The 12,473-nt window shown below is 70.7% G+C and carries 13 protein-coding genes and 1 pseudogene; 6 read left to right on the top strand and 8 right to left on the bottom strand.

Annotation, left to right across the window (positions count from 1 at the left end):
- Positions 1-90: 90 nt before the first annotated feature.
- The gene (locus G8A07_RS02290) at positions 91-480 is read left to right on the top strand and encodes a VOC family protein (protein ID WP_195795519.1); all 390 of its coding nucleotides are present in this window, start codon (positions 91-93) and stop codon (positions 478-480) included.
- A gap of 4 nt (positions 481-484) precedes the next feature.
- Entirely contained in the window at positions 485-1,039 is a 555-nt protein-coding gene (locus G8A07_RS02285; RefSeq protein WP_195795518.1) for a dihydrofolate reductase family protein, read from the top strand.
- On the opposite strand, the gene G8A07_RS02280 is transcribed toward G8A07_RS02285, so the two are convergent.
- From G8A07_RS02280 to G8A07_RS02270, 3 genes are all read right to left on the bottom strand, one after another.
- Positions 1,040-1,708, bottom strand: coding sequence for a PEP-CTERM sorting domain-containing protein (locus G8A07_RS02280; protein ID WP_195795517.1), 669 nt, complete (start codon positions 1,706-1,708; stop codon positions 1,040-1,042).
- Between the two features lie 37 nt (positions 1,709-1,745).
- Entirely contained in the window at positions 1,746-3,932 is a 2,187-nt protein-coding gene (locus G8A07_RS02275; RefSeq protein ID WP_195795516.1) for a phosphocholine-specific phospholipase C, read from the bottom strand.
- A gap of 143 nt (positions 3,933-4,075) precedes the next feature.
- A complete protein-coding gene (locus G8A07_RS02270; RefSeq protein WP_195795515.1) occupies positions 4,076-5,431 on the bottom strand; it encodes an NAD(P)/FAD-dependent oxidoreductase in 1,356 nt (451 codons plus the stop codon).
- Between the two features lie 137 nt (positions 5,432-5,568).
- Here G8A07_RS02270 and G8A07_RS02265 point away from each other — a divergent pair, with 137 nt between their 5' ends.
- Positions 5,569-6,051: a DUF1203 domain-containing protein gene (locus tag G8A07_RS02265; protein ID WP_213086220.1), complete on the top strand. Its 483-nt coding sequence runs from the start codon at positions 5,569-5,571 to the stop codon at positions 6,049-6,051.
- A gap of 12 nt (positions 6,052-6,063) precedes the next feature.
- Here the strand turns inward: G8A07_RS02265 and G8A07_RS02260 are convergent, their stop codons facing one another.
- The 4 genes and pseudogenes from G8A07_RS02260 to G8A07_RS02245 all read right to left on the bottom strand — a co-directional run bounded on the left by G8A07_RS02260 (position 6,064) and on the right by G8A07_RS02245 (position 8,548).
- The gene (locus tag G8A07_RS02260) at positions 6,064-6,612 is read right to left on the bottom strand and encodes a cysteine hydrolase family protein (RefSeq protein ID WP_195795514.1); all 549 of its coding nucleotides are present in this window, start codon (positions 6,610-6,612) and stop codon (positions 6,064-6,066) included.
- 19 nt (positions 6,613-6,631) lie between these two features.
- Complete coding sequence (gene aac(6') / locus G8A07_RS28240; RefSeq protein ID WP_371816465.1) at positions 6,632-7,099, bottom strand: aminoglycoside 6'-N-acetyltransferase; 468 nt, start codon at positions 7,097-7,099, stop codon at positions 6,632-6,634.
- A 96-nt stretch (positions 7,100-7,195) separates the two neighbouring features.
- Positions 7,196-7,654: pseudogene (locus tag G8A07_RS28235) on the bottom strand (GNAT family N-acetyltransferase); the annotation flags it as partial.
- Between the two features lie 51 nt (positions 7,655-7,705).
- Positions 7,706-8,548, bottom strand: coding sequence for a 2OG-Fe(II) oxygenase (locus tag G8A07_RS02245; RefSeq protein ID WP_195795513.1), 843 nt, complete (start codon positions 8,546-8,548; stop codon positions 7,706-7,708).
- Positions 8,549-8,617: 69 nt separating this feature from the next.
- On the opposite strand from G8A07_RS02245, the gene G8A07_RS02240 reads away from it, so the two are divergent.
- From G8A07_RS02240 to G8A07_RS02230, 3 genes are all read left to right on the top strand, one after another.
- Entirely contained in the window at positions 8,618-9,298 is a 681-nt protein-coding gene (locus G8A07_RS02240; protein ID WP_195795512.1) for a YafY family protein, read from the top strand.
- A 79-nt stretch (positions 9,299-9,377) separates the two neighbouring features.
- Positions 9,378-10,397, top strand: a complete 1,020-nt coding sequence (locus tag G8A07_RS02235) for a cupin-like domain-containing protein (RefSeq protein WP_195795511.1) — start codon at positions 9,378-9,380, stop codon at positions 10,395-10,397.
- On the top strand, positions 10,375-11,322 hold the full coding sequence (locus tag G8A07_RS02230; protein ID WP_195795510.1) for a hypothetical protein: 948 nt from the start codon (positions 10,375-10,377) through the stop codon (positions 11,320-11,322). Before G8A07_RS02235 ends, G8A07_RS02230 begins: the two co-directional genes overlap by 23 nt.
- 2 nt (positions 11,323-11,324) lie before the next feature.
- Here the strand turns inward: G8A07_RS02230 and G8A07_RS02225 are convergent, their stop codons facing one another.
- Positions 11,325-12,410, bottom strand: a complete 1,086-nt coding sequence (locus G8A07_RS02225) for an acyltransferase family protein (RefSeq protein WP_195795509.1) — start codon at positions 12,408-12,410, stop codon at positions 11,325-11,327.
- Positions 12,411-12,473: the final 63 nt, after the last annotated feature.

The following is a 12,473-nucleotide window of genomic DNA, read 5'->3' as shown; positions in this document are numbered from 1 at the left end:
GTAGCATAGGGCAAGGCCCTGCTGCCAGCGACTGTCAGCAGGGCCGGCGCATCATCGTGCTCCGCCTCATTTCCTTCGGAGACCCCTCGCATGAACTTCGCCTACACCCTCGTCTATGTCGCCGACGTGGGCGCCTCGCTGGACTTCTACGAGCGCGCCTTCGGCCTGCGGCGCCGCTTCCTGCACGAGTCCGGCGCCTATGGCGAGCTGGAGACCGGTGCCACCGCGCTGGCCTTCGTCGACCACGCGACCGCGCGCGACAGCGTCGGCCACGACTACCTGGCTGCCGAGGGCAGCGAGCGCCCGCTGGGCATGGAGGTCGGCTTCACGACGCCCGACGTGGCCGCCGCCTTCGAGCGCGCGGTGGCGGCCGGCGCGGTGCCGCTGAAGGCACCGACCGTCAAGCCCTGGGGCCAGACCGTCGCCTATGTGCGCTGCCCCGATGGCAGCCTGGTCGAGCTCTGCACCCCGATGGGCTGAGGCGATGCTGGACCGCATCAAGACCTCGGTCTTCATCGCCACCAGCCTGGACGGCTGCATCGCTCGCGCCGACGATGGCCTGGACTGGCTGGATCGGGCCAATGCAGCGGTGCCCGCGGGCGAGGACTGCGGCTTTGGCGCCTTCCTGGCCACGGTGGACGTGCTGATCATGGGCCGCGCCAGCTACGACAAGGTGCTGAGCTTCGGGCCCGAGGCCTGGCCCTATGGCGAGCGACGCGTCATCGTGCTGACGCGCCGGCCGCTGCCGGAGGGCGGGCCGCGGGTCGAGGCCAGCCGCGAGGAACCGGCCGAGCTGCTGGCGCGGCTGCAGGCCGAGGGCCTGCGCCATGCCTATGTCGACGGCGGGCTGACGGTGCAGCGCTTCCTCGCCGCGGACCGGGTCGACGCGTTGACCCTGACGCTGATCCCAGTGCTGCTGGGCGCGGGCAAGCGCCTGTTCGGCGAGCTGCCCGCGGACCGCTGGCTGCACGCCGGGCCGGTCAAGACCTGGCCCTTCGGCTTCGTGCAGCTGTACTACGAACGTCTGCTCGCGGCCTGATCAGGCCGCGCGGCGACGCCGCGCCGCCACGCCGACGGCCAGCAGGCCCAGGGCCATCAGGCCGTAGGTGGCGGGCTCGGGCACCGGGGTCAGCGTGAAGTTCAGGTTGTCGGCATAGCCGTCGTTGTCGCCGCCGCCAACGCGCTCCATGCTGAGCCAGAACTGCAGGGTCGCGGTCTGGCCCGGCAACGCGCCGCTGGCCTCGCGGTAGAACAGGCCGGTCTTGTTGCCGCGGTCGGCCGCCGAGACCGGGCCGATCTCGGTGGAGCCGATCTCGTCGCCGGACAGGTTCAGGAAGGACACGTAGAGCTTGGCGTTGTCGCCCTGGGCCTGCCAGCCGCCCAGCCAGCCGCTCAGGCTGAAGCGGTCGCCGGCGTTGGCCGGCACGCCCAGGTCCAGCGACTGCCAGGCCACGGTGCGCGAGCTCGTGCTCGTACCCGCGAACATCTTGCTGCCGCGGTCCAGCGGGCCCGGCTCGCTGGGCTTGACCCAGTTGTTGCCGTAGTTGACCGACTGGATGAAGCTGTAGTCGTCAAAGCCGTTCCAGCCGGCGATGCCCTGCTCGGCATTGCCGTTGACGATCAGGTTCTGGCCGTAGACGGCGGCCTGGCTGGCGCTGGCGGCCAGGCCCAGCAGGGCGGCCGCGACGAGGGTGTTGAGTTTCAACATGATGGGAATTCCGGAATGAAAAAGAGGTGATGGGGGTTCAGGGGCGGTACTGGTCGAGCAGGGCCGGGCCGCCGAGGGCCGGGTCGCTGATCGAGGGCTCGCCGGTCTCGATATGGCCGGCCAGACGGCGGCTGAAGCCGGCCAGCTCGCGCACCTTGACCGAGAGGTCGTACCAATGGCGGCTGGCGGCCTGCGGCAGGCGCAGCTCGACCGTGGCGCCGGCGGCGACGCGATGCGCCTGGACCGGCTCCTCGCTGTACTTCAGCGCCTGCAGCTCGAAGGTGGCGGCCACCGTGCCGCGGTTGATCAGGCGCAGCAGCAGTTCGCCGTAGACGCGGTCGCTGTGCACCTCGATCTCGGGGCGCGGCTTGTTGGCGGCCAGGGCCACCGGGCCGGTGAAATGGCGGTGGAAGCCGTTGGGGCCCAGCACCCAGAGGTCGTAGCTGGCGCCGACCGGGGTCCAGCGGCCTTCCAGCTGCTTGCCGGCCTCGACCGTGTAGCGGCGCGGCAGGTCGCCCAGCGCCAGGCGGTCGTAGACATGGAACACCGCGCCCACATCACCCTCGTTCTCGAAGCGCAGCAGCACGGCATTGCCGTCCTGGCGCGCCTGCACCTGCAGCTCATAGGGCAGCGCGCGCGCGGGGCGCACGCCCTCTTCCTGCACCGGGGCGACCAGGTTCTGCGGCGTGGCCGGCGTCTTGGTCTGGGTCAGGGCCTTGGCGCGGGCGCGCAGCGCGGCGGTGGCCGGCAGGTCCTTGACGAAGGGCTGGTCCTCCGGGTTGCGGAAGTCGAAGCAGCTCAGCAGATCGCCGCTGACGGCACGGCGCCAGGGGCTGATCAGCGGCTCCTGCACGCCGAAGCGGGCCTCCAGGAAGCGGATCACCGAGCTGTGGTCCGACACCTGCGAGTTGACCCAGCCGCCCTTGCTCCAGGGCGAGACCACGTACATCGGCACGCGCGGGCCGAAGCCGTAGGGGCGGCGGTGGTACTGCGGGTCCGAGCCGTTCAGGTTGTGGTGGTACTCGCCCACCGTGTCCACCGTCGAGGCGCCGGCCAGGCGGGCGCGCGCCGGGTCGGCGTTGTAGGTCTCGTAGGCCGGCACGGCCGGCGGCGGCATATGGTCGAAGAAGCCGTCGTTCTCGTCGAAGTTGATCAGCAGCACCGTCTTGCTCCAGACCTCCGGATTGGCGGTCAGCGCGTCCAGCACCTTGGCGGTGTAGTCGGCGCCCTGGGCCGGGCTGGAGGGGCCGGGATGCTCGGAGCCCTCGGCGGTGGCGACCACCCAGCTGACCTGGGGCAGCTTGTTGGCCAGCACGTCTTCCTTGAGCTTGTCCAGGTCGCGCGTGCTGACGCCGCGCTCGCGCAGCACCTGCGAGTAGCCGGGGCGCTGGTACCAGGCGTCGCGGAAGGGGCGGAAGCCGGCCAGCGGGTTGTCGGTGAAGTTGTCCGCCATGTTCTGGTAGACCTGCCAGCTGATGCCCGCGGACTGCAGGCGCTCGGTGTAGGTGATCCAGGTGTAGTCGGTGGCGGGGTTGGCGTTGAAGCTGTCGTGGCTGTTGTCGGTCGACGGGCCGCCGGCGACGGCCAGCGGGTCGTTGTGGCCGGTCCACAGGAACAGGCGGTTGGTGTTGGTGCCGGTCTGCGTCGCGCAGTGGTAGTGGTCGCACAGGGTGAAGGCCTCGGCCAGCGCGAACTGGAAGGGCAGATCCGCGCGGGCATAGTGGCCCAGCGAATGGTTCTGCTTGGCCTTGGGCCAGTTGTTCATGCGGCCGTGGTCCCAGGCGGCCTGGGCGTCGGTCCAGCTGTGCGGCGTGCCGGACACGCGCATCACGCCGAAGTCCTGCTGGGTGTTCAGGTGGAAGGGCGCAATCGCCTTGCGGCCGCCGCCCCATTCCGGGCGGCCCGGCACCGGCGCGCCGTTGCCGATCGGCTGCACGAACACGCTCTTGCGGGTGTAGGTGCCGGGACGGTCCAGCACCGGGATCGGGAAGGGGTCGCTGAAGCCGCGCACGCCGGCCAGGGTGCCGAAGTAATGGTCGAAGCTGCGGTTCTCCTGGGTCAGGATCACGATGTGCTCGACGTCGTTGAGCGTGCCGGTGCGGTAGCTGGCGGGGATGGCCAGCGCGCGCTGGATCGCGGGCGGGAAGCTGGCCAGGGCGGCCGAGGCGCCGGCGCCGGCGGCGAGGTTGCGCAGGAAACTGCGGCGGTCTTGCTGGGAACTCATGGGGGGAGGACTCCTGGGGACCTGGTCGGGTCCCGTCTAGGTTGGCGAAACGGGCGCCAATCTAGGAGGCCTGTTTGAAGCCCCAACGACGTCGGACTAGGCCGAACGGACTACGCCGGCGACCCATCCCCCTCCCAAAAGGGTCAGCTCTTGCGCTCAGGCCCCATGTTCTGGGGCGCCGCGGCGGATTCGGGCGGCTGCGCCGTCTCCGCGACCACGCGCGCATAGCGCGCAAAGCTCCAGTAGGCCCAGGCCCAATCCATCAGCACGACCAGGCGGTTGCGGAAGCCGATCAGGAAATAGACATGCACGAAGAGCCAGAACAGCCAGGCGAAATAGCCGCTGAACTGGAAGCGCCCGACATCGGCCACCGCGGCCTTGCGGCCGATCGTCGCCAGCGCGCCGTAGTCGATGTAGCGGAACGGCGCCGGCTCCGGCCGGCCGGCGATGCGCGCACGGATCGTCTGCGCCGCATGCCGCCCCATCTGCTTGGCGCCGGGGCTGACGCCGGGCACCGGCTTGCTGGAGCCGTCGCGCTCCAGGCTCTGCGCCGCGGCCAGGTCGCCGACGACGAAGATCTCCGGATGGCCCGGGATGTTGAGCCGGCCGTCGACGATCACCCGCCCGGCGCGGTCCAGCGGCACCTCCAGGTTGCGCCCCAGCGGCGAGGCGGCCACGCCGGCGGCCCAGACCACGGTGCGGGCCGGGATGCGCTCGCGCCGCCCGTCCTGCTCGACGTCCACGCCCTCGGCATCGATGCCAACCACCCGGGCACCGGTGCGCACCGCGACGCCCAGCCCCTCCAGCTGCGTCTGGGCCTTGGCCGAGAGCTCGGGCTGGAAAGCCTGCAGCACCCGCGGCGAGCCCTCCAGCAGCAGCACCTGGGCGCGGCTCGGGTCGATGCGACGGAACTCGTTCTTCAGGGTATGGCGCGCGATCTCGGCCAGGGTGCCGGCCATCTCGACCCCGGTGGGACCGGCGCCGATCACGACGAAATTGAGCCAGGGCCGGCGCGCGCCCTCCTCGTCCAGCACCTCGGCCTGCTCGAAGGCCATCAGCACCTTGGCGCGCAGCTTGAAGGCATCGGCCAGGGTCTTCAGCCCCGGTGCATGCTCGGCCCAGTCGGCCTCGCGGCCGAAATAGCTGTGGGTGGCGCCGCTGGCGACGATCAGATGGTCATAGGCGATCTGCTGCCCATCGGCCAGCAAGACCTGGCCCCGCTGCTTGTCGATGCCGGCCACCTCGGCCATCAGCACCGTGACATTGCGCTGCCGGCGCAGCATGTGGCGGATCGGCGCGGCGATCGAGGGCGCCGACAGGCCGGCGGTGGCGACCTGGTAGAGCAGGGGCTGGAACAGATGGTGGTTGCTGCGGTCGATGATCGTGATGTCGACCAACCCGTCGTCGCCCAGGGTGCGGGCGGCCTCCAGGCCGCCGAAACCGCAACCGACGATCACCACATGAGGCCTCTTACCTCGGTCACTGCCAGCGTCGCTCATCCATGCTCCCGCTCCTGCGATGAAGCCCATTCTCACCCAGGGTGCGAAGCCAGCCGGCGCGCTCGGGCATTTGCAGGTCCGCTTCCGGCCAGCCGGCGCGGCGCGCGGGCGCCAGACTGCGGCCATCGTCAATCGCCATGGAAACCGCCATGACCCGCTACCGCATCGCCGGCCTGTCGCCCGAACCCTTCCGCCCGCTGTTCGGCCTGTCCGACGCCGAACTGGCCGAGCGCCATATCCTGCGCCGCCACGTGCCACCGGGCGGCGGCCTGCCCGACCGCATCGAGCTGCGCGACGCCCAGCCGGGCGAGAGCTGCCTGCTCCTGAACTACTGCCACCTGGACCTGCCCAGCCCCTATCGCGCCAGCCACGCGATCTTCGTGCGCGAGGGCGCCGAACGGGCCTTCGAGGCCGAGAACCAGCTGCCGGAGATGCTGCGCAAGCGTCTGCTGTCCTTGCGCGCCTTCAATGCCCAGGGCCTGATCGTCGAGGCCGGCGTCGTCGAGGGCCGGCTGGCCGAGGGCCTGATCGGCCATCTGCTGGACCTGCCCAGCACCGCCTTCATCCATGCGCATTTCGCCGGCCATGGCTGCTACGCGGCGCGCATCACGCGCGCCTGACAACCCCTCACCTCAGGCCGGCTCGAAGCGCAGCTCCGCGCTCGGCACGGCCTCGATGCGCGGCCCGAAGCTGGTGATGTTGCTCAGGGTCGCGTTGTGGTGGGCGCGGATTTGCGCGCCATCGGCATGGGGCTTGTCATGCGTGGTGTGGGCATCGGCCACCAGGCGCACCGGGTAACCCAGCGCGGCGGCGCGGCGCGTCGTCGTATCGACGCAGAACTCGCTGGCATAGCCGCAGATCGCCAGGCGCTGCACGCCGCGCTGCTGCAGCAGGGCCTGCAGCTCGGTGTGGTTGAAGGAGTCCGGCGTGGTCTTGTGCAGGCGCAGGTCGCCGCTCTCGACCCGCAGCCCGGGCTGTAGCTGCCAGCCCTCGCTGCCGCGGGTCAGCGGCGTGCCCTCGCGCTCATGCAGCACGAAGATCACCGGCGCGCCGGCGGCGCGGGCACGCGCGCTCAGCGCGTTGATGCGCTCGATCACCGCCTCGACCTCGTAGGGGCGTGGCTCCGGATCGAGCAGCGCTCGCTGCATGTCGATGATCAGCAGGGCTTCCAGCGCAGGCATGTGATGACTCTCTTCGCGATCAAGAGGCCGCCAGCCGGCGGCGGAAATAGACGACCCGTTCGGTCTCCTCGAAACCCAGGGCCCGGTGCAGGGCCTGGCTGGCCACATTCTCCAACGCCGTGTCGGAGGCGATCTCGCTGCAGCCCTGGGCGCCGACCCAGCTCGATGCGGCCCGCACCAGCGCGCCGGCGATGCCGCGGCGGCGCGCCTCGGGCCGCACATAGAGGCCCTCCAGGAAACCGACCGGCGAGCCCTCGGTGCCGTTGACATAGTCCCGGCGCAGCGCCACCTCGGCCAACCCCAGCGCAGCGCCGCCCGGCCCGTCCAGCGCCAGGAACTGCGCGTAGCGCGCCGGCTCGGCCACCATCTCGGCCATGTCGGCCCGGTGTTCCTCCTCCGGCCCGGGCCACAGGTCGCGGCGCAGCGCCAACCAGCGCAGGTCGGCCGGATCGGCGCAGGGCTCGATATGCGGTGGCGGCGCGGCCACCACGGGGTCGGGTCTTGCCGGCGCGTGCCCCAGCCCCTTGGCGAACAGCCGGTTCTCGTGGCGCTCGTCCTCGAACTCGTACCAGGTCCGGCCCAGCTCCGCATAACCTTGGCGCGCATAGAAGGCGCGGGCGCGCAGATTGTGGACCCAGGCCGTCAGCCACAGCCGCCCGGCGCCGGCCTCGCGCGCCGCGGCCTCGGCGGCCAGCAGCAGCTGCCGGCCCAGCCCCCGGCCGAGCCAGGGCCGCTGCACGTAGAGCCGCTCCAGCTCGGCGGCCGGCCCGGCATCGCCCAGCAGCGCATGGCCCGCATGCAGGTTCAGCTGGGCAAAGCCGAGCAGATGGCCGTCGCGCTCCGCGACCAGGCAGGCGGCACCGGGACGCGCCAGCCGGGCCCGCAGCGCGGGCACCGACAGCTGGCCCTGCAGCTCGCGCACGAAGGACGGCCGGATGCCCTCGGTCGCATAGGTGTCCAGGAACACCTGGCCGGCCAGCAGGGACAGGCAGTCCAGATCCTCCACCCGCACCGGCCGCAGCCGCACCGTTTGCTCGTCCATCGCCTCGCCTTCCCGCCATCGCTTCACAGAAGAGCCGCGATGGTAGCGGGCTCAGACGTAGGGCCGCTCGCGCAGCCACTTGGTGGCGATGTACTTGACGCCCTCGATCACCGGCAGGCCCGCGTGCAGGGTGGCGTGATCCTCCACACCCTGGGCGTCGACATCGGCGAAGTAGAGCGCGGAGCCGGGTATCGGCCGCAGCTCGTAGCCCAGCTGCGGGAAGCGGGTGCCGCCTCCGGCCTCGACCTCGCTGAGGTAGAGGATGCAGGTGCCGACCCGCTGGCCGCCTTGCTGCAGATGGCGCTGGCTGCCGCTCAGGGTGGGGTGAAAAAAGTCATGATGGGCGCGGTACTCGCCGCCGGGGCCATAGCGCAGCACCTGCAGGCCCTCGCCATGGTCGACCGGCCAACGCAGCAGCGCCGCCAGCCGCGCCTCGATGCGCGCCAACAGCGGCGTCTCGCCGCGATGGAACCAGGCCCCTGCGCTGGTGCGGTGCTCATGCGGACGGGCCTCGCCCAGCTGATCGTCGACCACGGTGGAGCGGGCCAGCCGGGTCTCGGCCAGCGCGATCATCTGGCGGCATTCGTCGGCCGAGAGCAGGTTCTCGAACAGGACGACCTGCGGCGCGTCCAGCACCGCCGCCACCCGCACGCCCTGCCCCTCGCAGACCAGCCGGTTCGCACGCAGATCGGGCGCCGGCCGACCGCGCAAGGCCTGACCCTGAGCGGCGTCGAGCGCGCCGCCATTCAGCGCCTCGTCCAGCGCCCGTTCGGCCAGGACCTGGGCATGCCCGCCCTGCACCAGCAGGGGCAGCATCGAGTCGCGACTGCAGCCACGCCCGACGTTTTCACGGACCCAGGCCTGCCAATCGGGAGAGAGTTGTTGCAGCGACATCGGACGATCGTACTGACAGCACGGCGTCAGCAGTGTGAAGCGAGCATCGGAAGCAGCCACAATGGAGGGATGCGCCGTGCCGACCGCCTGTTCCAGATCGTCCAGCTCATTCGTGGGCGCCGTCTTTCCACCGCCGAGTTCCTGGCCGAACGCCTGGAGGTCTCGGTCCGCACCGTCTACCGCGACGTGGCCGCCCTGCAGCAGCAGGGCGTGCCGATCGAGGGCGAGGCCGGTGTCGGCTACCGCATGAAGGCCGGCTTCGACCTGCCGCCGCTGATGTTCACCAAGGAAGAGGCCCAGGCCCTGGTCGCGGTGGTGCGGCTGGCACGGCCCGCGCTGGACGCCGGCCTGGCGGCGCCGGCGGAGGCCGCGCTGTCCAAGATCCTGGCGGTGCTGTCGCCGGCGGCACGCGCGGCGGCCGAGAGCCTGGCCGTCTACGCGCCGCGCGCCGGCATGGACGAGACCCTGAGCCAGCGCCTGGTGCAGCTGCGCGAGGCCACCGAGCTGCGCCGCAAGCTGCGCCTGAACTACCTGGACCTGAGCGGCATCAGCACCGAGCGGGTGGTGCGGCCGCTGGCCTGCTTCTTCTGGGGGCCGGTCTGGACCGTGGCGGCCTGGTGCGAGATGCGCGAGGACTTCCGCAGCTTCCGCGTCGACCGGATTCAAGACCTGACCCCGCTGGACGAACGCTTCCGCGACGAGCCGGGCAAGACCCTGGCCGATCTGGAGCGCACCCATATGGCGAGCTGAGCGACGGCCTACCGGCTTCGTCATGCTGTCACGGAGCGCGTGGATAGTTGGCGGATAAAAACGTCCGAGTATCTTCTGCATGCAAGCCGCCACAGGCCCCGGTATCGATGACCGGGGCTGGACCGAATGGATCGCTACCAATCTGCTGCGAGGCTGCAGCACCGACTCCATGCTGCAGGGCATGGTGCGTGCCGGCTTGGGCGCCGATCCGGCCCTGGCCGCCATCCAGCGGGTCGCCGATGATCCGATTTTCACGGCGGCCTTGCGAGCCCGGCGCAGGCATCAGAAGCTGCTGTCGGTCGTCGGCAATATGCAGTCGGTGTGGGCCGCGGACCCGCGGTACGCGGAGATCCCCCGGCACCAGGCGATCGATGCCGCCGACTTTCTCGCTCGCTATGTGCATGCCTTCCGCCCCGCGGTGCTGACCGGCCATGCCCGCGCCTGGCCGGCGCTGCGGAACTGGCGCCTGGACCGGCTCGCCGCTCGTTTCGGCGAGGAGCTGATCGAGGTGCAGGACGGGCGCAACGACGATCCACGCTTCGAGGAAAACAGCGTCGCGCACAAACGTCCGATGCGCTTCGGCGAGTTCCTGGCCTATGCCGAGCGGACGGCCTGGGACAACAACGCCTACCTCACCGCCAACAACGGCCTGCTGCGCCAGGCCCGTTTCGCCGGCCTGCTGGACGATGTCGGCGAGCTGCCGCCGCTGGCGGACCGAGCCGCCCTGGCCTCGGCAGCCCATCTGTGGATCGGCCCCGCCGGCACCAAGACGCCGCTGCATCACGACACCTGCATGCTGTTCCACACCCAGATCGTCGGTAGCAAGCGCTGGCGCCTGGTCTCGCCGCTGGAATGGGAGCGCATGTACAACCACAACCATGTGTTCAGCCCAGTCGACCTGGATGCCCCAGACCATCAGCGCTATCCCGACATCGCCGCGACCCGCGTGCTGGAGGCGGTGATCCACCCCGGCGAGACCCTGTTCCTGCCGCTGGGTTGGTGGCACCAGGTCTGCGCGCTGGAGCCCAGCGTCTCGATCAGCTACACGGGGCTGACGATTCCGAACCGCTTCGAATATGTCGATCCGGCCATGCCCTGAGCCGGATGTCCTGATCGAGGATCGCGCCCCGGGCCGCCCGCTGGTCATCAGCTTCGGCTTCGCGCAATGGGAACGCCCGCCCGCCTGCGACTTCCAGGGCCGGCTCAAGAAGATCGAATGGATCCTGGGCGAGAGCTTCCAGAAGATCCACCTGCGCGACACGCGGCTCGCCTGGTACCTGCAAGGGGTCCATGGGCTCGGCCCGGATCTGCCGAGCACGATCAGCAGCCTGCGGGCGCTGATCGATGAGCTTCGCCCCGCAAGAATCATCACGCTCGGTCAGTCGATGGGCGGCTATGGCGCCATCCTGTATGGCCGGGCGCTAGCGGCTGCGCGGGTTGTCGCCTTCGGCGCCTTGTCGACGATGGAACTGGCCGCGGCGCTGCGCCATGGGGACCGCCGCTGGCTGCCCGTCATGCAGTCGCTGCAGGACGCAGGCATCCCCGGCGCCTCGACCGACCTGGTCGACCTGCTGGCGGATCGGGCTACGGAAACCCCGGAACTGCGGCTGCACTATGGCTGCGCGCCCGATGCGCCCGAGCATGGTCATGAGAATCTCGATCTACTGCATGCGCGCCGGTTCCAGGCCCTCGCGGGCACTTCGATCCGGCTGCATCCCGCGGCGTCGCATGCGGTGAGCGAGCATCTGCGGGCCCGCGGCGAACTCGATACCGTGTTGCTGGAAGACCTGTTCGACGTCCCGGCCGAACTGGTGCATTCGCGTGGGCACCCGAGATTGACCGACGACTGGATTCAATGGATCGCGGAGAACCGCATCCGGAACGCGGACATGGACGGGATGATCCACGCGATGGAGGCCAGGGGCATCGCGGGCATCACGGCGCGCTCGGCGATCGCCACCGTGATCCGCGACCCCTTGTACCAATGGGCGGCCCGTACCCTCTCCAGCGTTCAGGGCCCCTGAAGCTACCCGACGGTCCTGGGCGAGGTGACGCTCAGGCGCAGCCGCCCCGCCGGCGCCTCGATCCAGCGGTAGAAGGGCAGCGAGGCCAGGTTGCTCAGGGCCCAGGCCGCGGCCATCGCGGCCACCGCCAGCGGCGCGCTGTCGACGTCCTTGCGCTCGAACAGCGCGTTGACCAGCAGGCAGATCGGGAAATGCACCAGGAACAGCGCGTAGGAATGCGTGCCGGCCTGGGCCACCAGGTCCGCCAGACGGCCCGGCGCCAGCAATGCGCGGCCGGCCTGATGGCGACGCTGCAGCCAGGTCAGCGCCAGCGCGGTCAGCGCGGCCAGCAGGATGCGGCCGCGGAACTCGTACAGCAGCGCGCCCAGCACCAGGACCATGATCAGCAGGGCCCAGCCCCAGCGCCGCCGCGTGCCCAGGTTCAGCCAATGCACCAGCGCACCCAGGCCGTAGGCGCCGAAGAAATAGATCGCGTAGTTGTCCAGCCCGCTGTCCAGGTTGAAGCACCACAGCGAGGCCGCGGCCAGCGCCAGCACCAGCAGCGGCGCCAGCGCGCGCGGGCCGCGCCGCGAGGCCCACAGCAGGGCCAGCAGCAGCGCGAACAGCTGCAGGTCCGCCGCCACATACCAGGCGCCGACGGTCAACGCCTCATGGCCCAGCACACCCTGCAGCAGCAGCGCATGGGCGAGCAGCTGGCCCAGGCTCACCGATTCCGGCACCAGCTCGGGCAGCCAGCGCGCCACCAGGGCCGAGCACAGCAGGGTCAGGCCCACCGCGGCCATGAAGGGCATGGTCAGGCGCAGCCAGCGCCGCAGCAGCAGGGCCAGCGGCGCTCCGCTCGCCGCGAAGCCGCCGTCCGGCGCCAGCGCCCGGGCGCTCAGAAAGCCGCCCAGCACCAGGAAGACCTGCACCGCCATGCGGCCATAGTCGTAGAGCACATCGATCAGCGCCGGCCAGAGGCTCTGGACCGTCTCGGCGACCGGGCCATAGGCGGCCAGGTGGTGCAGCACGATGGCCTGGGCCGCGAGCGCCTTCAGCGCGTCGACATGCAGCAAACGGTGGCGGGAGTTCGTCGTCGGGGAGTTCATGGACGGGGCCGGCAGCGCGCTCCGGCAGGAGCAGCGCGGCACCGGCCCCGGGGCCGGCGCATG

The sequence above is a fragment of the Roseateles sp. DAIF2 genome, assembly GCF_015624425.1.
Classification (GTDB): Bacteria; Pseudomonadota; Gammaproteobacteria; order Burkholderiales; family Burkholderiaceae_C; genus Kinneretia.
The sequence above is the reverse complement of the archived record's forward strand: the minus strand, read 5'-3'. Positions and strand labels throughout refer to the sequence as shown.